Here is a 19,893-nt window from a genome sequence, read left to right as displayed (position 1 = left end):
GATGTCAAACGAATCCAGCCAAATTGACTTGTCGATCCGGCCTTGCCGGCAAGGAGTGAACGATGGTTCAATCCTTGGCGTGGTCTACCGGAGCACCGAGCGGGTCAGGGCCCGGCTGGACGCCTCGCGCCGCCGGATCGTCGCCGCCGCGCTGGAGGTGATGGCCGAGCACGGCTACGCCGGCTGCACCGTGGCGGCCGTGGCGAGCCGCGCCGCGCTGGCCACCGGCACCGTCTACCGCCACTTCCCCACCAAGGCCGACCTGTTCGCCGAGGTTTTCCGCACCGCCTCGCAGCGCGAGGTCGACGCGGTCACCCGCGCCGCCGCGCTCGAGACGACCGTCGCCGACCGGGTCACCGCGGTGGTCGAGACGTTCTGCGGCCGGGCGTTGCAGTCGCCGCGCCTGGCCTACGCGCTGCTCGCCGAGCCGGTCGACCCGGCCGTCGACGCCGAGCGGCTGGTCTTCCGCCGGGCGTACGCCCGGGTGCTCGCCGGCCACGTCGCCGAGGGGGTCGCCCGCGGGGAACTGCCGCCGCAGGATCCCGACCTGGCCGCGACCGCCCTGGTCGGCGCGCTGGCCGAGGCGATGGTCGGCCCGTTGTCCGCCGGGATGGCCGGCGCCGGGACCGTCCCCGGCCTGACCACCTTCCTCCACCGCGCGCTGGGAGTCGCACCGTGAGAACACACGAGGTCGTCAACCAGGTCCCCCCGCTGGTCGGCCACGACACCGCCGACGACCCGGCGCTGCTGGAGGGCGTGGCCCGCGAGGGCGCCGGCTGGGCCGTCGCCGAGCTGCACGACCTCGGCCGGCTGGCCGGCGGCGAGCAGGCCGCCGAGCACGGCCGGCTGGCCAACGAGCACCCGCCGGTGCTGCGCACCCACGACCGGTACGGCCACCGCGTCGACGAGGTGGAGTTCCACCCGTCCTGGCACGAGCTGATGCGCACCGCCGTCGGCCACGGCCTGCACGCCGCCCCGTGGGCCGACGGACGGCCGGGCGCACACGTGGCCCGGGCCGCCCGCTTCCACGTGTGGCGGCCCGACGCCGGGCACGGCTGCCCGATCTCGATGACCTACGCGGCGGTGCCGGCGCTGCGGCACAGCCCCGAGCTGGCCGCGCGCTACGAGCCGCTGCTCACCACCACCGAGTACGACTTCGGGCTGCGCCCGCCGCAGACCAAGCGCGGACTGCTCGCCGGCATGTCCATGACCGAGAAGCAGGGCGGCTCGGACGTGCGCGCCAACACCACCACGGCCCGGCCCGAGCCGGACGGCAGCTACCGGCTCGTCGGGCACAAGTGGTTCACCTCCGCGCCGATGTGCGACCTGTTCCTCACCCTCGCCCAGGCGCCCGGCGGCCTCACCTGCTTCCTGGTCCCCCGCGTGCTGCCCGACGGCGCCCGCAACCCGATGCGGCTGATGCGCCTGAAGGACAAGCTCGGCAACCGCTCCAACGCCTCCGCCGAGGTCGAGTACGAGCACGCGGTGGCGTGGCGGGTGGGCGACGAGGGCCGCGGTGTGCGCACCATCATCGACATGGTCAACCTGACCCGCCTGGACTGCGTGATCGGGGCGGCGGCCGGGATGCGTCAGGGCGTGACCACGGCCGTGCACCACGCCACCCACCGGCGGGCCTTCGGCCGCTACCTGGTCGACCAGCCGCTGATGCGCAACGTCCTGGCCGACCTGGCGGTGGAGTCCGAGGCCGCCACCGTGCTGATGACCCGGCTGGCCGGCGCGACCGACCGGTCGGCGCGCGGCGACGACGGCGAGACCGCGTTCAAGCGCCTCGCGCTCGCCGTCGGCAAGTACTGGGTGTGCAAGCGCTGGCCGGGGCACGCCGCCGAGGCGCTGGAGTGCCTGGGCGGCAACGGCTACGTCGAGGAGTCCGGCATGCCGCGACTGTTCCGCGAGTCGCCGCTGAACTCCATCTGGGAGGGTTCCGGCAACGTCGCCGCCCTCGACGTGCTGCGCGCGCTGACCCGGGAACCGCAGGTGCTGGCCGCGTACGAGGCGGAGGTGGCCGCCGCGGCCGGGGCGGACGCGCGCCTCGACGCCGCCGTGCGTCGGGTGCGCGACGAGCTGGCCGACGGGACCGACCTGGAGCTGCGCGCCCGGCGGGTGGTCGAGCGGCTGGCGCTGGTGCTGCAGGGCGCGCTGCTGGTCCGCCACGGCCACCCCGCGGTCGCGGATGCGTTCTGCGCCTCCCGCCTCGCCGGCGACCACGGCCAGGCGTACGGGACGCTGCCGGGCGGCCTCGACCTCGCCGCGATCATCGACCGGGCCACCCCCAAGATCGGCTAGGGTCGCGGCATGCGGCTCGCGTCGGTGCACCTCTACCCGGTCAAGTCCCTCGGCGGCGTCGACGTCGACCGGGCCGTGGTCGAGCCGTGGGGGTTGCGCCACGACCGCCGGTGGGTGCTCCTGCAGCCCGACGGCGGCACGCTGACCGCGCGTACCGCGCCGGGGATGCTCGGCCTGACCGCCGTGCCCGACGCCGGATCGATCACGCTGACCGACCGGGACGGCACGTCGCTGACCGTCGCCGAGCCGGTACACGGGCCACCGGTGGCCACCTCCGTGTCCCGGCTGGACACGGTCCGGCTGGCCGGCGACGACGCCCACGACTGGCTCTCCGCCCGCCTCGGCCGGCCGGTCCGGCTGGGCTGGCTGGACGACCCGCGCCGCCGCCCGGTGTCGACCGACCACGGTGGACGCGCCGGGGACCCGCTGAACCTCTCCGACGCCGGCCCGCTGCTGGTCACCACGGCGCCGTCGCTGCGCCGGCTGCGGGACTGGATCGTCGAGGGCGCGCTGGAGCGGGGCGAGCCGGCGCCCGACCCGCTGCCGATGGCCCGGTTCCGGCCCTCCGTGGTGCTGGACGGACCGGTCGCGCCGTTCGTCGAGGACCGCTGGACCCGCCTGCGGATCGGCGCCGTCGACTTCCGGTTCGCCGAACGGTGCGACCGCTGCCAGCTCACGCTGATCGACCCGGTGACGCTGACCAGCGGCAAGGAGCCGATCCGCACGCTCGCCCGGCACCGACGGCAGGACGGCAGGACCTGGTTCGGCGTCCGGTTGATCCCGCTGGGCGGCGGCGAGATCCGGGTCGGCGACGCGTGCCACGCGACGTGAGCCGCCGCCCGGTCGGGCCCGTGCGGGTGCGCTGGCGCCGGCCGACGCACCTGCGTGGCCCGCAGCGTGTCGCGGTCGCGCCCGGACAGGTGGTGGCGCACGAGCGCGGCACCCGGCTGGTGGGATTGGACGCCGCGACCGGTGCCCCGCGCTGGGACGTACCCCTGGGCACCTGGCCCCGGTCGGTCGTCGCGACCGACCGGCGGTGCTGGGCGCTGCCCCAGGACCGTCCCGAGCTGGCCTGCCTCGACCTGGGTGCCGGATCGGCGCTCTGGCGAGCGGCGGTGCCGCCGTTCAGCGGCCACCTGGTGGTGGCCGGGGACACGATGCTTGTGGGCGGGTGGCGTGGGTACACCGCCCTGCGGGCGCTCGACGGACGGACCGGGGACCTCCGGTGGGTCCGGCCCGGCCCGGTGCCCGTCGTGCGGCCCGTGGTGGCGGGAGGTCGGGTCCTCCTGGCCCGGCCGGGTACACCCGAGCTGAGCGTGCTCGACCTCGACGACGGCGGCGAGGTGTTCCGCCGCGACCTGCCCGAGCCGTTCGCGGACCCCGACGACCGTCCGGCGTTCGTCACGCTGGACGCCGACCACGTCCTGGTGCGGTGCGGCCCGCGGTCTCTCTGGCGGGTCCACGTCGGGTCCGGCGACGCCGTCGAGTTCTTCCGCGGCGACGCCGACCTGAGCCCCGACGCGCCCGTCGTCTCCGGTGACCTGGCGTGCGTACGCGACCGCGGGGCCGGCCTGACCGCCGTCGACGCCGGCACCGGGCGCCCCCGCTGGCGGCTCGACGCGGACGGCGACCCGCCGGTCGGCGGCGTGGTGCGGACGGAGAACGGTCACCTGGTGGCGCGGCGGTCGGGGATCCTGGTGCGGGTGGACGACGACGGCGAGATCCACGGGCGGGCGACCGCCGGGCGGCGGCTCGACGGCGTGCGCGCGCTCACCCCCGGCGGCGTGCTGCTCACCGGGCCGGGCGAGTTGAGCGCGGTCACCCCGCCGTGACGGCGCCGCCGGCCGGATCCTGCGCGGCGCGCCACTCCTCGGCCAGGATGGCGAACACGAGCTGGTCGGCCCATCCGCCCCGGAACCGGTAGCTGCGCACGTGCCGCGCCTCCCGCCGCATGCCCAGCCGGGCGGCCAGGCGGGCCGACGCCTCGTTGTCGGCGTGACACCGGACCACCACCCGGCGCAGCCCGAACGCGCCGAACCCCCAGTCGAGCAGCGCCCCGGCCGCCTCGGTGGCCAGCCCACGGCCGCCGTGGTCCGGGTGGAACACGTACCCCAGCTCGCCGGTGCGGTCGGCCCGGCTGCGCCAGACCAGCTCCACCGCGCCGATGACCACGTCCCCGGCCACCACGGCGAGCGTCAGGCAGTCACCCTCCGCGCGCAGCGCGTCCTCCCCCGCCATCGCGACCACCGACGCCCGGGACTCATCCCGGGTACGCGGCGCGGCCCCGAGCATCCAGCGGACCACGTCGGGGCGACGCTGCCAGGCGTGCACGTCGTCGAGGTCGTCGAGGGTGACCGGGCGCAGCCGCAGTCGCGGCGTGCGCAACGGGTACGTCGGGTGGGCCATCGGCCGATCGTAGGGACGCCTAGGGTGGGCCGCATGACGGTTTCCGCCGACGTCGACAACCCGCTCACCCAACTCACGCTCGACCAGCTCCGGCAGCGCACCAGCGTCAAGTGGCGCCTGCACCCGCCGGACGTGCTGCCGCTGTGGGTCGCCGAGCAGGACGTGCCGCTGGCGCCGCCGGTGGCCGACGCGTTGCGCCGGGCGGTCGAGCTGGGCGACACCGGCTACGCGTACGGGACCGCGTACGCGGAGGCGTTCGGTGGTTTCGCGGCGCGGCGCTGGGACTGGGCCGACTTCCCGGTCGGACGGACCACGCTGGTGCCGGACGTGATGATGGGCGCGGTGGAGGTGCTGCGACTGGTCACCGATCCGGGTGACGCGGTGGTGGTCTGTCCGCCCGTCTACCCGCCGTTCTACGCGTTCGTCACGCACGCCGGGCGGCAGGTGGTCGAGGCGCCGCTCGGCGCCGACCTGCGGATCGACCACGCCGCGCTGGAGGAGGCGTTCCGCCGGGCCCGCGCCCTCGGCCGCCGGCCCGCGTTCCTGCTGTGCAACCCGCACAACCCGACCGGAGTGGTGCACCGCCGCGACGAGCTGGAGGCGGTCGCCGAGCTGGCCGCCCGGCACGGCGTCCGGGTGGTCGCCGACGAGATCCACGCCCCGCTGGCGCTCACCGGCGCGCGGTTCACCCCGTACCTGACGGTGGCCGGCGCCGAGGACGCGTTCGCCCTGGTCTCGGCGTCGAAGGCGTGGAACCTCGCCGGCCTGAAGGCGGCGCTGGCCGTCGCCGGGGAGAAGGCCGCGGACGACCTGGCCCGGATCCCGGAGGAGGTCAGCCACGGGCCGAGCCATCTCGGGGTGCTCGCGCACACCGCCGCGTTCCGCGACGGCGGGCCGTGGCTGGACGCGTTGCTCGGCGGGCTCGACGCCAACCGCGCGCTGCTCGGGTCGCTGCTGGCCGACCACCTGCCGACCGTGTCCTGGCGTCCGCCGGAGGGCACCTACCTGGCCTGGCTGGACTGCACCCGGCTCGGCGTGCCCACCGACGCGCCGGCCGGCGGGGTGGCCAGCGACCTGGCCGGGCCGGCGCGGATGTTCCTCGACCGGGCCCGGGTGGCGCTCAGCTCCGGGCACGTCTTCGGCACCGGTGGCACGGGCTTCGTCCGGCTCAACTTCGCCACCTCGCCCGCCGTCCTGACCGAGGCGGTGACCCGGATGGGTCGGGCCGTGGCCGGCTGAGCCGGCGTCAGCGCGGCGACGCGGCGACGCGTACCCGCTGGTTCTCCCCGTCGGAGAGGAACGACGCGACCGCCCGGCCCTCCTCGGCGGCGGCGGCGCGTTCGGCCCGGGTGAACGGCCGCAGCGGCGTGACGGCCACCGTGCCCGCGTCGACGGTCCAGGTGCCCGCCACCCGGCCGTCGAGCAGCACGAACCGCGCCCCGCCGACGGACAGCAGGCGGTGGGCGTCGTCGATGATCCGGGTGCGGTCGTGGTAGCCGAGCACGGCGTTGTCGAAGGCGGGCAGGAACCGCGCCGGCGCGGGGGTGTCGGGGTCCGGGCGGGGCGCGTCGGGGAGGTCGAGCAGCACCCGGCCGCGTTCGTCGCGGAAGGACACCAACTCGTCGCGGACCGCGGCCACCGCCGCGGGCAGCCCGGCGAGGCCGCACCAGGCGCGCAGGTCCGCCGAGGCGGCCGGACCGTACGCGGCGAGGTAGCGGCGGACCAGGTCCCGCCCGACCGGGTCCGTGCCCTCCGGGGCGGGCGGGTCGACCTCCCGGCCCAGCCAGCCGGCGAGCGCGACGGTCCGCACGCCGGCCGTGGTCCGCCACAGCCCGCGCGGCGGCGCCTGCGCGGTGGGGACCAGGGCGATCAGCATCTCGCCCAGGGCCCGCCGGTCCGCCGCCGGCCACCGGTCGGCCAGCACCCGGACGACCTCGGCGGTCGTGCGGGGCGTGCCGTCGGCCAGCGCCGACCGGCCGGCCGCGGCGAGGTCGTCGAGGTCCACCCCGTCGAACTCGCCGCGGTAGACCCCGAGCACCCGCTGCCGCAGCATGCCGGCGTGGCGGGACCGCCACGCCAGCACGTCGTCGGCGGTGAGCAGGTGCACGGTGCGGCGCATCAGGTGGGTCCGCACCAGTCGGCGCCGCACCAGCAGGTCGGACACGTCCGCCGGGTCGACGTCGCGCAGCCGCGACCACAGCCCCACGTACGGCTCCTGCGGCTCCTGGGCCTGCAGGCCGCACAGGTGCGCCACCGCGTCGGCGACCGGCAGGTCGGCGCGGTCGAGCAGCAACTGTCGGGCCAGCGTCGCCCGGTTCAGCGCCCGGTCGTCCAGCACGGTCATGCGGGTTCGGTCCGTCCTCTCCGTCGCGGCGGGGGCGGCTCAGGTGGTGGTCTGCCCGTCGAGGGTCTCGCGCAGGATGTCCGCGTGCCCGGCGTGCTGCGTGGTCTCGGCGATCACGTGGATCAGCACCGCCCGGGCGCTCATCACCGTGCCGGGCTCGTTCCAGGGCGCGTCGGGTACCGGCCGGGTCGCCGACAGGTCGTCGAGGGCGGCCACGATCTCCTCGGTGCGGGCCGCGACCCGCGCGTACCGGTCGAGGACGGCCGGCAGCGTGTCCTCGGGCAGCATCCGGAAATCGCGCTCCCGCTCGATCGCCCACCGCGGCAGCTCCCGGGCGGTGCCGGCCAGGAAGTCCTCCCAGGTCACCCCGTCGGGCAGGGCGAAGCTCATCACCTCGGGGCCCTCGACCACGAACCGCAGCCACGCCTCCTCGGTGGACGTCACGTGCTTGACGATGCCGCCCAGGCAGAGCGCGCTGACCGTCGGCCGCTCGCCGGCCTGGGCGTCGGTGAGGCCGCGCACGGTGTTGGTCAGCATGGTCCGGGCGGTGGCGAGCGCCTTGAGCAGGTCGGCCCGCTCGGCGTCGAGGGTGGTGGAGGTCGTGGTCGCGGTGGTCGTCGTCATCGGGGTCCTTCCGGTCGGGATCGGGTACGGGTCCACCGTCGCAGCCGTAGCGGTCAGGATGTGTCCGCTTCTGCGGGCAGAATGCGGGACATGCCGACGACGTCCGCCCGACTGCTCGCCCTGCTGTCCCTGCTCCAGGCCCGCCGGGACTGGCCGGGCGGGGTGCTGGCCGACCGGCTCGGGGTCAGCACGCGGACCGTGCGCCGCGACGTGGACCGGCTGCGCGAGCTGGGCTATCCGATCGGCAGCGCCAAGGGCCCGGACGGCGGCTACCGGCTGGGCGCCGGCTCGGCGCTGCCGCCGCTGCTCTTCGACGACGAGCAGGCGGTGGCGCTCACGGTGGCGTTGCAGACCGCGGCGACCACGGTCACCGGCATCGAGGAGGCCGCCGCGCGGGCGCTGACCACGGTGCGGCAGGTGATGCCGCCGCGGCTGCGCCACCGCGTGGACGCCCTGCGGGTGGTCGCGGTGGAGCGCGCCGGCGCCGCGGCGAAGCCCCGGGTCGAGCCGGGCCTGCTGATGACGCTCAGCGCGGCCGTCCACGCCCGTGAGGTGCTGCGCTTCGACTACCGGAGCGCCGCCGCGGAGCCGGCCGACGACCCGCCGCCGCGCCGGGTGCAACCGCACCACCTGGTCACCTGGAGCGGGCGCTGGTACCTCGTCGCCTGGGACCTGGACCGCGACGACTGGCGCACGTTCCGGGTGGACCGGATCAGCCCGCGTACGCCCACCGGCCCCCGGTTCACGCCCCGGGAGCTGCCCGGCGGCGACGTGGCCGCGTTCGTCGCCGGCCGGTTCCGGGGAGCCACCGGACCCGGCGACTGGCCGTGCCGGGGCGAGGTGATCCTCGACCTGCCCGCCAAGGTGGTGTCCGGGTGGACCCGTGACGGCCTGGTCGAGGAGCTGGGGCCGGACCGCTGCCGGCTCGTCCTCGGCGGCTGGTCCTGGCCCGGCCTGGCCGCCCTGTTCGGCCGCTACGACGTCGACATCGAGGTGGTCGGGCCACCGGAGCTGCGGGACGCCTTCGCGCACCTGGCCCGGCGCTACGCCGACGCTGCCGCGTCCGCGGCCCCCGACGTCCGTCCCTGACCGAGTGGCACGAGGTCGCGCCGTCGATCGTGGACAGGGCATGATGGATCCGGGTCCGACGGGGGCACGGGCCACGGACGACCGCGGGGGCCGACGTGACCGTGCGCGAGGCGCGCCAGATGCCGATCGAGTCGGCGCTGGTCCGCGTCTGGCGAGGGGACGCGCCGGTCGGTGCGGGCTTCCTCGCCGGGCCGACGCACCTGCTCACCGCGGCGCACGTGGTGGCCGACGCGCTGGGCCGCCCGTCCGGCGTCCCGTCGCTCACCGGGGAGGTCGAGGTCGACTTCCCGCTGCTCGCGCCCGGCCGCCGGCACCGCGCCGAGGTGGTCGCCTGGCAGCCCGTCGGGGCCGACGACAGCGGCGACGTCGCCGGTCTCCGCCTGCTCGATCCCCCGCCCGAGCAGGCCCGGCCGCTCTCCTTCGCCCGGCACCGCGCGCTGTCCGACGCGCAGCTCGTGATGGTCGGCTTCCCGCCCAGGCTGGAACTCGGCAGCTGGGTGTACGGACGCACCGGAGGCAGCGTCGCCACCGGCTGGGTGGAGATCCTCAGCGACGACCGGCGTCCCTCCACCCTGGACCGGGGCTTCTCCGGCTCGCCGGTGTGGGACACCGAGGTCGACGCCGTCGTGGGCATGGTGGTCCGGAAGGTCACCGGAGCGGCGCCGCGCATCGGCTACCTGGTGCCCACCGACCGGATCCTGCCGGTCTGGCCCGAGCTGGCCCGGTCGGCCGAGAGCGACAACCCGTTCCGCGGTCTGCGGGCCTTCGGCGAACAGGACGCCGACCTGTTCTTCGGCCGCACCGAGCAGGCACGCCGGTTAGCCGAGCAGGCGACGAGCGTCCGCGTGCTCTGCCTGGTCGGTCCGTCGGGCGTGGGCAAGTCGTCGCTGCTGCACGCCGGGGTCCTGCCCCGGCTGCGTGACCGGCCGCGCCTCGGCGTCGCCGTGCTGCGCCCCGGCGACGCGGACACGCCGTTGCTCGCGCTCGCGCTGGCGCTCGACCGGCTCACCGACGCCGATCCGAGCCCCGCCGGGCGGCTCGACCGGGCCACGGGCCTCGCGACCGCGCTGGCGCGGCACCCCGTCGACGCGCTGGCGGCGGTGTCGGCCGCCGCCGGCGTGGACCGCCTGGTGCTGGTCGTGGACCAGTTCGAGGAGGTGTTCACCCAGCCGGCGCCGGCCCGGCGGGCGCTGGTCGAGGTGCTGCGCACCGCCCTGCGGCCGGCCGCGCGGGTGTCGGTCGTGCTGGCGATGCAGGACACCTTCCTCGGCTCCTGCCTGCGCGACCCGGCCATGGCGGAGCTGGCCGCCGGCTGGCTGCCAGCGACGATCGCCGAACTCACCCCCGAGCAGCTGCGGGAGGTGATCGAGGGACCGCTGGCCCGGGTCGGCCCGATCGGCGTCGAGCCCGGCCTGGTCGACCGCATCGTCGAGGACGTCCGCGACGCGCCGAACCCGCTGCCGCTGGTGCAGTTCACCCTCACCGAGCTGTGGCAGCGTCGCCGGGCGGGTGCGCTCACCCACCAGGCGTACGACGCGCTGGGCGGCGTGCGCGGGGCGCTGGCCGACTACGCCGAACGGGTGTGGGAGGCCCTCGACCCACCCGCCCGGGTCGCGGCGGAACGGCTGCTCGTGCAGCTCACCCGACCGCTGCCGGAGTCGAACCTGTCGGTGCGCCGTACCGCCGTCCTGGCCGACCTGGACGACGCGCGGCTGGCCGTCGCCCAGCGACTGGCGACGACCCGGCTGCTGGTGCTGCGCGCGGCCGGCACCGTGCCCGGCGTGGAGCTGGCCCACGAGTCGCTGGTCAGCCGCTGGGCCCGGCTGCGCGCGCTGGTCGAGCGCCACCGGGAGTTCCGCATCTGGCAGGACCTGCTCCGGCTGCGGATGGCGGGCACGTCCGGCGACGGGACGGCGCGGCGGTGGCTGACCGGCGCGGACCTGCGCGAGGCCGGCCGCTGGACGGCCACGCACGGCGACCAGATGACCGTCGCCGAGCGGGGGTTCGTCACCGGCAGCCGGCGACGACGCCGACAGCGGGTCGTCGCGGTCGGGGTGACGCTGGCCGTGGCGCTCGGGGTGGTCACGACCACCTGGCGCAGCACCGCCGAGCAGCGCGCGGAGATCGCCGCCGAGGACCTGGCCGCGAAGGCCGCCGCCCGGTCCGCGACCGACAGCTACGGCGCCCGCCAGCTGGCCCTGCGGGCGTGGCGCACCGACCCGGACCTGGATTTCGGCCTGGGGCTGCCCGACCGCTACGACGGCGTCGACGCGTTGGTGCCGAGCTACGAGGGCGGGGTCGGCCGGGCGCCGGAACCGACGCCGTCGGCCGCGACGCCCGAGCCACCCCGGGGCGACTGGTTCGGCACCGATCTGTCGCAGCAGGTCAGCGGCGACGGTCGAGCGCTGGTCACCCTCGACGCCGCCGGCCGGCCCGCGCTGTGGGACCTCACCGACCGGGTCCGGCGCGACGGCGCGCTCACCCGGCTGTCGGCCGGAAACGTCACCACCATGCAGCCGACCGTCAGCCGTGACGGCAACCGGGTGGCCTTCGTTCAGTCGGTGCTGCCGACCCTGCGCACCGACGCTCCGGTGGACGCGGAAGGGCTGCCGAAGCCCGACCCGGCCGACTACCCGACCTGCCGCCCGACGTCGCTCAGTCAGGTGTTGACGTGTCTCGTCGTCTACGACGTGCGGCAGCGGCGGGTGCACAGCGCGGTGGTCCTGGGCGGCCTCGGCGCCGCGTCGCGGATCCGCGACCTGAGCATCGATCCGACCGGCCGGACGATGGCCGTGCTGGTGTCGGGCGCCGCGCCGGGCGAAACCGACTGGACACGGAACACGGTCGTGCTGTGGGACGTGGACACCGGCACCGAACTGGGTCGGTCCACCCTGCCGTGGCGCAGCCTGATCGGGCGTCTGTGGCTCGGCCCGGGCGGCCGGGACGCCCTGCTGATCGAGCTGCCCACCGACGACTCTGGTGCGTTCGGCACCCGGACCGTGCTGTCCGCCGTCACGCTCACCGGCGCCGCCACCCGCCAGGTGCTGGTCGACGGCATCAGCGACGTGGCGATGAGCGCGGACTGGCGCACGGTCGCCGCCACGGTCCGCGACCGCGGCGGCGATCGGGCCCGGGTGACCGTCCTCGACGCTTCCTCGCGGCGCCCGGTCACCCCCGCGCTCACCCTGCGCGACGAGGAACGCAACGGCTCCATCGCGCTGGACGCCACCGGGTCGACCCTGGCGCTCTCCTGGCAACCCGGCGTCTTCAACGCCACCGACACCACCATCACCCACCTGGGTGACACGGCGTCCCGGCTGACCCTCTGGTCGCTGCCCGACGGCGTCCGCGCCGCCGACTCCCACCGGTACGCCGACGGGTGGCGGGCGGCCGTGCCGCTGGGGCGGGCGGCCGACGGGGCCTTCGCGTTGATCCACACCACCACGGTCGGCGTGGTGCTGCCGGCGGCCGGGAAACCGCCGCCGCTGCGCCGGCTGGGCGAGAGGTCCCGGGCCCGGCTCACCGATTCGGCGGCGGACGTGATGCCGCGGCTCTGCGCCCTGCTGGCCGACCCCAACACCGACGACGCGGTACGCCCCCTCGTGCCGCGGGACGCCTATCAGGAGGATCTGTGTCCGAGCTGAAACGGTTCGACCTGGACGGAGCGGACTTCGTGCTGGTGGAGGTGGCCACCGACGGCCCCGACATCTCGCCGGTGTCCCGGTCCGGGGACGTGGTGGAGGCCGCCACCGCCTCGTTCGGCGCCGCTCTCCGGCACGTCCGCACCGCGGCCTCGGTGGCGCTGGCCCGGTTCCGCGAGATGGACGCCCAACCCGACGAGATCGCGCTGGAGTTCGGCGTCAAGCTGACCACCGAGGCCGGGGCGGTGATCGCCAGGACCGCCGCCGAGGGCAACCTGAAGGTCTGCCTCACCTGGCGGAAGCCGGGCGCGGAGCCGGCGGAGGCCGGGCGCGCGGACGAGACCTGATGCCCGGTGCTGCTCAGTCCGTCGGCAGGAGCGGACGCATGAACGTGCGTTCGTAGCGCAGCACGCAACCCGACTCGTCGCGGATCCGGTCCGCCGCGACGAACTCCGGATCCGTGCCGAAGCGGGCGCGGTAGCGCTCGTACGCGGCCAGGCTCTCGAAGCTGAACAACGCCTCGGCCCGGTCGCTCGCCCCCTCGGCGGGCAGGAAGTAGCCGTGGTGCACGCCGCCGTGCCGCGCCACCAGCCGCATCCAGGCGCGGGCGAACCGTTCGAACGCCTCGATCCGGGCGGGATCGATGGTGTAGTGCACGACGCAGGTGATCACGCGACCACCCTAGGCGTCGCCGATCCGCTCGGCGACCACCACCGAGATGCCGTCGAGCACCCGTTGGAGACCGAACTCGAACGCGTGGTCCGGCCCGTACGCGGCGCCGTGCGCCATGCCCGCGGCCGTGCCCACCCGGGCGGCCAGCGGATAGCTGCCCGAGGTCATGAACTTCTCCAGCCACGGCCCGTGCGTCTGCCACCACTGGTCGTCGGTCATCCCGGTCTCCCGCTCCAGCTCGACCACGTCGAGCGCGGCCCGCGCCGCGCTCTTCGCGTGCCCGAGCACGAGCGTGAGCACCGCGTCCATCTCCACGTCGTCGAGCCCGATGTCGGCCACCGCGTGCAGCTCGTAGTCGTACTTGGCGAGCACGTTCGGGCCGAGCACCGGCCGGGTGGTCTCGGCGCGCAGCAGCCACGGGTGGGCGCGGTAGAGCGCCAGATTGTCCCGGGCGATGCGTTCCAGCCGCCCGCGCCAGCCGCCGGGCACGTCGGCCGGGCGGGGCAGGTCGCCGAGGACGGCGTCGACCATGACGTCGAGCAGTTCGGCCTTGCCGGGCACGTAGGTGTAGACCGACATGGTGCCGACGCCGAGCGCCTCGCTGACCCGGCGCATGGTGAGCGCGTCGATGCCCTCGGCGTCGGCGATCTCGACGGCCGTCCGCACGATCCGGTCGACGCTCAGACCGGGCCCGGCGCCCCGGCTCGCCGGCTCCCTGGTGCGCCAGAGGAGGGCCAGGCTACGGGCGGGGTCGGCCTTGCGCCTGCGCTCCTTCGACATGGTGTCGCCATCGTACCGGCCCGGGCGTGCCGCGACGTGGGCCGCGGCGGCCGGGAACGGGAAACAAGAATTGTTCGCGCAAAAAGAATGGCGGGATCTCCCGCCACTACCAACATATAGCGCACCCGGGGTCTTGCGGCAAGCCCCGGGTGGTGGCGCAGAATTGCCGGCCGAAGCCACGTTCCCGACGAATTGGAAAAGCCGCGAAGAGCGGAGGTACGACCGTGCCCGCGTACCGGCGGGGGCGGATGCGCCACAGATCGGAGCCGACGAGTTGAACCCGCCCACCACCAGCGTTTTCGATCTTCCCGACCGCCTCCGCGCGAAGGCCGACCCGGCGTTGGTCGCCGTGGACGAGCGGCACTTCGCGGCCCTCGCGGAACACCTGAGCCGGTCGATCGCCGAGCTGTCCGACCGGCTCGACGCCACCCGCCGGGCCGCCGGCGGCAAGGGCCGGCAGGCCGTCGACCGGGACCAGGAGATCCGCCGGACGACCGCGCGCCTGCGCACCCTGCGCCGCTACGGCCTGGACCTCTGCCTCGGCCGGATGGTCGCCGCGGACGGCACGGAGCCGGTGTACGTGGGGCGGCTCGGCCTCACCGACGGCGCCGGCGGCCGGCTGCTGCTCGACTGGCGCTCCCCGGCCGCCGAGCCGTTCTTCGGCGCCACCCACGCCGACCCGATGGGCCTGGCCAGCCGCCGCCGCTACCGCTGGACGCGCGGCCGGATCACCGACTACTGGGACGAGGTGTTCACCGCCGACGGGCTCGCCGGCCACGCCGCCCTCGACGACCAGTCCGCGTTCATCGCCAGCCTGGGGGCCACCCGCTCGCCCCGGATGCGCGACGTGCTCGGCACCATCCAGGCCGACCAGGACGCCATCATCCGGGCCGGCTCCCGGGGCGCGCTGGTCGTCGACGGCGGGCCGGGCACCGGCAAGACGGTGGTGGCGCTGCACCGCACCGCGTACCTGCTGCACGCCGACCCCCGGCTCGGCGAGCGCCGGGGCGGGGTGCTGGTGGTGGGCCCGCACCAGCCGTACCTGGCCTACGTCTCCGACGTGCTGCCCAGCCTCGGCGAGGAGGAGGTGCAGATCTGCACGCTGCGCGACCTGGTGCCGGAGGGCGCGACGGCGGCCGCTGAGACCGACCCTGAGGTGGCCCGGCTGAAGTCGTCGGCGGACCTGGTGCGGGCGGTCGACGCGGCGGTGCGGTTCTACGAGGAACCGCCCACGACCGGGACGACGGTCGCCACCGAGGACGGCGACCTGCGGCTGACCGCCGACGACTGGGCGCGGGCGTTCGAGGCGGCCGGGCCCGGCGCCCCGCACAACGAGGCGCGCGACGAGGTGTGGGCGGAACTGGTCACGATCCTGCTGGAGAAGTATGACGGCGACGAGCCGGAGGCCGTGCTGCGCCGGTCGCTGGCGACCAACCGGGAACTGGTCACCGCGTTCGGCCGGGCGTGGCCATTGCTCGACCCGACCGACGTGGTCGCGGACCTCTGGTCGGTGCCCGCCTACCTGCGCCGGTGCGCGCCGTGGCTGGACGTGGAGGAGATCCGGGCGCTGCGGCGCGCCGACGCCCGCGCGTGGACGGTGGCCGACCTGCCGCTGCTGGACGCGGCCCGGCGGCGGGTCGGCGACCCGGAGGCGTCCCGGCGGCGACGACGCGACGAGGCCGTCCTCGCCGCGCAGCGGGAGCAGATGGACACGGTCGTCGACGCGCTGATCGCCACGCACGCCTACGACGACGGCGAGGGCCTGATGACCATGCTGCGCGGCGAGGACATGCGGACCAGCCTGGTCGACGAGAGCGCGTTGACCGTCGTCGACCCGGACCTGCTGGCCGGTCCGTTCGCGCACGTCGTGGTGGACGAGGCGCAGGAGCTGACCGACGCCGAGTGGCAGATGCTGCTGTCCCGCTGCCCGTCGCGCAGCTTCACCGTCGTCGGGGACCGCGCCCAGGCCCGGCACGGGTTCGCCGAGTCGTGGCGGGACCGGCTGGAACGGGTCGGGTTCGACCGGATCGAACTGGCCACGCTGACCGTCAACTACCGCACCCCGGCGCAGGTGATGGCGGAGGCCGAGCCGGTCATCCGGGCCGTGCTCCCGGACGCGAACGTGCCGACGTCCATCCGAGACGGCGACGTGCCGGTGCGCCACGGCGCCCGGTCGCAGCTGCGGGCGGTGGTCGACGGCTGGCTCGCCGGGCACGCCGAGGGGACCGCCTGCGTCATCGGCGACCCGACCTTCCCGGCCGGGGACCGGGTCCGGTCGCTGAGCCCGGAGCTGGCCAAGGGGCTGGAGTTCGACCTGGTGGTGCTGGTCGACCCGGCGGCGTTCGGCGACGGCGTCGAGGGGGCGGTGGACCGCTACGTGGCGATGACCCGCGCCACCCGCGAGCTGGTCGTGCTCACCGGCTGAGGACGACCGGTCACGGGTCCGCCGGGTCACCGGCGAGCAGCCGGCGGGCCCGTCGCGCGGCGTCGGCGGCCAGGGTCGCCAGCGCGGCGGCGTCGACCCCGGGCGCGTCGTGCCCGGCCAGCAGCGGCGCGAGGTCGAGCGGCGGGCCGGTCACCGCCGCCGGCGGGCCGGGCAGGGCGGCGGGCCCGGCCGCGTACGCCTGCGCGGCCGGCACGCCGGGGGCCCCGTCCGGGCCGGCGGCGGTGACGGTCCGGCGGGCGTTGCGGCCGCGCAACTCCTCGACCAGGTCCGGCTCGGCCCGGCCCCGGGCCAGCAGCAGCACGAACGGGTCCCGGTCCAGCAGCCAGGCCGCCTGGTAGGACAGCGCGGCGGCGTGCCGGCAGGGGTGGTCCCAGGACGGGCAGTCGCACTCCGGGTCCAGGTCGCCGTGCCCGGGCAGCAGCCGCACCCCGACGGTGTCGGCGGTGTCCACCAGGTCGTGCGGCATGTCCCGGTCGAGCAGCGCGGCGATGTGCCCGGCACGGGCGGCCACCGCGTCCAGCAGGCGGTCCCACTGGGCGTCGGTGAGGGCACGCAGCCGCACCACCGTGTCGTACGGGTGCTCCGGGTCGCCGTCGTGGACCGCCGCGCCGATCCGGCCCGGGCTGACCGTGATCGGTCCGACCTGGCCGGCGAAGGCGTACCGCCGACCCCGGGCGAGCTGCGCCGGATCGAGCGCGGCGTGCTCCATCGACTCGATCCACGCGTTGCCCCACCAGGTGTCGGCGAACCGGCGGCCGATGCGCCGCCCGGGCCCGAACGCGGGGAAGCTGCGGGCCGGCTCGTCCTCGCCGCTCATGCCGTCTCCTCCAGCCGCACCAGCCGGAACAGGTCGGCGTCGGACAGCTCGGTCAGGGCGGTCTCGCCGCCGGTGAGCACCGCGTCGGCGAGTTCCCGCTTGGACTCCAGCAGGGCGGCGATCCGCTCCTCCAGCGTGCCCTGGGCGATCAGCCGGTGCACCTGCACCGGGCGGGTCTGCCCGATGCGGTGGGCGCGGTCGGTCGCCTGTTCCTCCACCGCCGGGTTCCACCACCTGTCGTAGTGCACCACGTGGTCGGCCCGGGTCAGGTTCAGGCCGGTGCCGGCCGCCCGCAGCGAGAGCAGGAACACCGGGACGTCGCCGGCCTGGAAGCGGCGCACCATCTCCTCCCGCCCGGCGACCGGGGTGCCGCCGTGCAGCAACTGCGCGGGCACGCCCCGCGCGGCGAGGTGCCGTTCCAGCAGCCGGGCCATCCGCACGTACTGGGTGAAGACCAGCACCGCGCCGTCCCCGGCCAGGACGGTCCCCAGCAGGTCGTCGAGGAGTTGCAGCTTCTCCGAGCGCCCGGTGAGCGGGCCGTCGACCTCGCCCAGGTAGTGCGCGGGGTGGTTGCACACCTGCTTGAGCGCGACGAGCAGCTTGAGCACCCGGCCCCGGCGGGCGAGGCTGCTGGCTGCCCGGATCTCCGCCATCACCTCCCCGACCACCCGCCGGTAGAGCGTCGCCTGCTCGTCGGTGAGCGGCACCGGATGGTCGGTCACGGTCCTCGGCGGCAGCTCCGGCGCGATGCCGGGGTCGGACTTGCGCCGCCGCAGCAGGAACGGGCGGACCAGGCGGGAGAGCCGGTCCAGCGCGGCCGGGTCGCGGTCGGTCCCGATCGGGCGCGCCCAGCGGGCGCGGAACGCCCCGGCGGCGCCGAGCAGGCCCGGGGTGGTCCAGTCGAGCAGCGCCCACAGGTCCGGTAGGTCGTTCTCCACCGGTGTGCCGGTGAGCGCGACCCGGGACTCGGCCGGGATCTCGCGCAGCGCGCCCGCGGTGTCGCTGAGCCGGTTCTTGACGTACTGGGCCTCGTCGGCGACGACCAGGTCCCACCGTCGTGCGGCCAGCGTCGCGGCGTCCCGCCGCAGGGTGCCGTAGCTGGTCACCACGAACCCGTCGGCGACCCCGTCGAGGGTGCGCGCGGCGCCGTGGAACCGGCGCACCGGCACGCCCGGGGCGAACCGTCGGATCTCCCGCTCCCAGTTGCCGAGCACGGAGGCGGGGCAGACCACCAGGGTCGGCCCGGAGCGCCGACGCAGGTGCAGGGCGACCACCGTGACGGTCTTGCCGAGGCCCATGTCGTCGGCGAGGCAGCCGCCGAGGCCGAGCGCGGTCATCCGGTCCAGCCAGCGCAGCCCGCGCAGCTGGTAGGCGCGCAGCGTGCCGGCCAGTCCGGGCGGCGCGGCCAGCGGCTCGTCGCCGCCGTCGGGCTCGGCGATCCGGTTCCGCAGCGCGTCCAGCCAGCCGTCGGCCACCACCTCGACCCGCTCCCCCGCCACCTCCGTGCTGCCGATCAGCGCGGCGGCCAGCGCGTCGTAGCCACGCAGCGGCGGCAGCGAGCGGTCCCGGGCCCGGCGGGCCAGCTCCGGCGGGACCGCCACCCACCGGCCGCGCAGCCGGCGGACCGGCCGTCCGGTGGCCACCTGCGCCGTCTCGGCGTCGGTCAGCGGCTCGCCGGCCAGCGTGAGCTGCCAGCTCAGCGGCATCGGCGCGGCCGACCGGAGGTGCCCGGCCACGTCCACGGGCGGCTGTGGCGGTGTCGTGACCAGCGCCCGGGCGCGCAGGTCGCGGTGCAGCGCGTCCGGCCACGCGACGTCGACGCCGGCCGCGTCGAGGTGCGCCCCGGCGCCGTCGAGCAGGTCGGCGACGTCCTCGTCGAGCAGCGGCAGCGTGACCGGGTCGGCCCGGTCGAGCAGCCGCTGCAGCGGCGTCCACACCGCCGCCGCCCGGCGTACCGCGCGCATCGCCTCGACCGTGGCGGTCTCCCCGAGCGGGTGGTCGTCGCCGGCCCAGAGCGCCGCCGCGTCGACCACCAGCGTGGGATCGGCGAGGCTGCGCATGCGCACGACGGCGGTGAGCGCGCCGTCCGGGCCGGCCGGCCCGGCCAGGCGCAGCGCCGCGCGCAGGCCGGTGTCCACCCCGGCGGAGAGCTCCCGCGCCCAGTCGCGCAGCTCGGCCGACCCGACCGGTTCCGGCCCGGCGAACCGGCCGGCGCCGTCCGGGGTCCGCGCGAGCGTGTCGGCGACCGCGTCGAGGAACGCCCGGACCAGGGCCTCCGCGTCGGGCAGCAGGAGCTTCTCCGCGTCCGGGTCGACCGGCGCGGCGCGGGCCGCGGCCGGCATCGCGGCGGCGAGCGCGCGGATCCGTTCGACGTCGGCGGCGTCGAACGGGCCCACCCGCCAGGCGTCGTGGCCGTCCGGGGACACGCCGGGCAGCAGCCGGCCCCGGGCGACCAGGTGCAGGCCGGTGCGCGCCGCCGCGCACCAGAACGCGGCGGCGGGCGTGGCGTCCCCGTCGGGGCGCGGCGCGACCAGCCGGGACAGCGCCGCGCCCACCGGCACCGCGACGACCGGCACGTGCCAGGCCTCCACCGGGCCGTCCAGCGGCAGCGCGAGGGTCAGCTCCCGCCGCTCCCCCAGCGCGTCGTACGCCTGCGGCAGCGCGTCGCCGCCCGGGTCGTAGCAGGCGAGCGTGCCGGCGCGGGGCGGGTCGGCCGGCAGGAGGACGATCCCGCACCGCCCGAGGTCCGCCTGCGGAGTCACCGTCACGT

At 76.3% G+C, this 19,893-nt stretch carries 16 protein-coding genes; 9 read left to right on the top strand and 7 right to left on the bottom strand.

What is annotated here, in order from left to right:
- Positions 1–79: 79 nt before the first annotated feature.
- Genes ACN27B_RS24630 through ACN27B_RS24615 form a run of 4 tightly spaced genes read left to right on the top strand, consistent with a single transcriptional unit; the run spans position 80 to position 4,136 of the window.
- Entirely contained in the window at positions 80–679 is a 600-nt protein-coding gene (locus ACN27B_RS24630) for a TetR/AcrR family transcriptional regulator (RefSeq protein WP_099161033.1), read from the top strand.
- Positions 676–2,304, top strand: coding sequence for an isovaleryl-CoA dehydrogenase (locus tag ACN27B_RS24625; RefSeq protein ID WP_099161034.1), 1,629 nt, complete (start codon positions 676–678; stop codon positions 2,302–2,304). The genes ACN27B_RS24630 and ACN27B_RS24625 overlap by 4 nt, the downstream gene beginning before the upstream one ends.
- Positions 2,305–2,313: 9 nt before the next feature.
- Positions 2,314–3,135 carry an MOSC domain-containing protein gene (locus ACN27B_RS24620; protein ID WP_422741651.1) on the top strand — a complete coding sequence of 274 codons (822 nt, stop codon included), beginning with the start codon at positions 2,314–2,316 and terminating at the stop codon, positions 3,133–3,135.
- On the top strand, positions 3,120–4,136 hold the full coding sequence (locus ACN27B_RS24615) for a PQQ-binding-like beta-propeller repeat protein (protein ID WP_157779050.1): 1,017 nt from the start codon (positions 3,120–3,122) through the stop codon (positions 4,134–4,136). The genes ACN27B_RS24620 and ACN27B_RS24615 overlap by 16 nt, the downstream gene beginning before the upstream one ends.
- Here ACN27B_RS24615 and ACN27B_RS24610 read toward each other — a convergent pair.
- Entirely contained in the window at positions 4,123–4,710 is a 588-nt protein-coding gene (locus ACN27B_RS24610) for a GNAT family N-acetyltransferase (RefSeq protein ID WP_099161037.1), read from the bottom strand. The genes ACN27B_RS24615 and ACN27B_RS24610 overlap by 14 nt on opposite strands.
- Before the next feature lie 33 nt (positions 4,711–4,743).
- On the opposite strand from ACN27B_RS24610, the gene ACN27B_RS24605 reads away from it, so the two are divergent.
- Positions 4,744–5,949, top strand: a complete 1,206-nt coding sequence (locus ACN27B_RS24605) for a MalY/PatB family protein (RefSeq protein ID WP_099161038.1) — start codon at positions 4,744–4,746, stop codon at positions 5,947–5,949.
- A 7-nt stretch (positions 5,950–5,956) separates the two neighbouring features.
- Here the strand turns inward: ACN27B_RS24605 and ACN27B_RS24600 are convergent, their stop codons facing one another.
- Positions 5,957–7,054: a winged helix DNA-binding domain-containing protein gene (locus ACN27B_RS24600; protein WP_422741650.1), complete on the bottom strand. Its 1,098-nt coding sequence runs from the start codon at positions 7,052–7,054 to the stop codon at positions 5,957–5,959.
- A gap of 39 nt (positions 7,055–7,093) precedes the next feature.
- Positions 7,094–7,678: a DinB family protein gene (locus ACN27B_RS24595; protein WP_099161040.1), complete on the bottom strand. Its 585-nt coding sequence runs from the start codon at positions 7,676–7,678 to the stop codon at positions 7,094–7,096.
- A 90-nt stretch (positions 7,679–7,768) separates the two neighbouring features.
- On the opposite strand from ACN27B_RS24595, the gene ACN27B_RS24590 reads away from it, so the two are divergent.
- The 3 genes from ACN27B_RS24590 (at position 7,769) to ACN27B_RS24580 (ending at position 12,755) form a co-directional block, all read left to right on the top strand.
- Positions 7,769–8,767 (top strand): helix-turn-helix transcriptional regulator, encoded by a 999-nt coding sequence (locus ACN27B_RS24590; protein ID WP_422741649.1) that lies wholly within the window; start codon positions 7,769–7,771, stop codon positions 8,765–8,767.
- 95 nt (positions 8,768–8,862) lie between these two features.
- Positions 8,863–12,411: a trypsin-like peptidase domain-containing protein gene (locus ACN27B_RS24585; RefSeq protein WP_422741648.1), complete on the top strand. Its 3,549-nt coding sequence runs from the start codon at positions 8,863–8,865 to the stop codon at positions 12,409–12,411.
- A complete protein-coding gene (locus ACN27B_RS24580; protein WP_099161043.1) occupies positions 12,399–12,755 on the top strand; it encodes a CU044_2847 family protein in 357 nt (118 codons plus the stop codon). Before ACN27B_RS24585 ends, ACN27B_RS24580 begins: the two co-directional genes overlap by 13 nt.
- Before the next feature lie 13 nt (positions 12,756–12,768).
- On the opposite strand, the gene ACN27B_RS24575 is transcribed toward ACN27B_RS24580, so the two are convergent.
- Together ACN27B_RS24575 and ACN27B_RS24570 are read right to left on the bottom strand one after the other, a co-directional pair.
- A complete protein-coding gene (locus tag ACN27B_RS24575) occupies positions 12,769–13,080 on the bottom strand; it encodes an NIPSNAP family protein (RefSeq protein WP_396759600.1) in 312 nt (103 codons plus the stop codon).
- Between the two features lie 9 nt (positions 13,081–13,089).
- Positions 13,090–13,860: a TetR/AcrR family transcriptional regulator gene (locus tag ACN27B_RS24570; RefSeq protein WP_099161045.1), complete on the bottom strand. Its 771-nt coding sequence runs from the start codon at positions 13,858–13,860 to the stop codon at positions 13,090–13,092.
- A 274-nt stretch (positions 13,861–14,134) separates the two neighbouring features.
- Here ACN27B_RS24570 and helR point away from each other — a divergent pair, with 274 nt between their 5' ends.
- The gene (gene helR, locus ACN27B_RS24565) at positions 14,135–16,285 is read left to right on the top strand and encodes an RNA polymerase recycling motor ATPase HelR (protein ID WP_422741647.1); all 2,151 of its coding nucleotides are present in this window, start codon (positions 14,135–14,137) and stop codon (positions 16,283–16,285) included.
- A 10-nt stretch (positions 16,286–16,295) separates the two neighbouring features.
- Here the strand turns inward: helR and ACN27B_RS24560 are convergent, their stop codons facing one another.
- Together ACN27B_RS24560 and ACN27B_RS24555 are read right to left on the bottom strand one after the other, a co-directional pair.
- Positions 16,296–17,123 carry an SWIM zinc finger family protein gene (locus ACN27B_RS24560; RefSeq protein ID WP_422741646.1) on the bottom strand — a complete coding sequence of 276 codons (828 nt, stop codon included), beginning with the start codon at positions 17,121–17,123 and terminating at the stop codon, positions 16,296–16,298.
- Positions 17,120–19,891, bottom strand: a complete 2,772-nt coding sequence (locus tag ACN27B_RS24555) for a DEAD/DEAH box helicase (RefSeq protein ID WP_422741645.1) — start codon at positions 19,889–19,891, stop codon at positions 17,120–17,122. Before ACN27B_RS24555 ends, ACN27B_RS24560 begins: the two co-directional genes overlap by 4 nt.
- Between the last annotated feature and the right edge of the window lie 2 nt (positions 19,892–19,893).

This window comes from Micromonospora sp. WMMD754, from assembly GCF_049315235.1.
Lineage (GTDB): Bacteria > Actinomycetota > Actinomycetes > Mycobacteriales > Micromonosporaceae > Micromonospora > Micromonospora sediminicola.
This window is presented reverse-complemented; position numbering and strand designations above follow the sequence as displayed.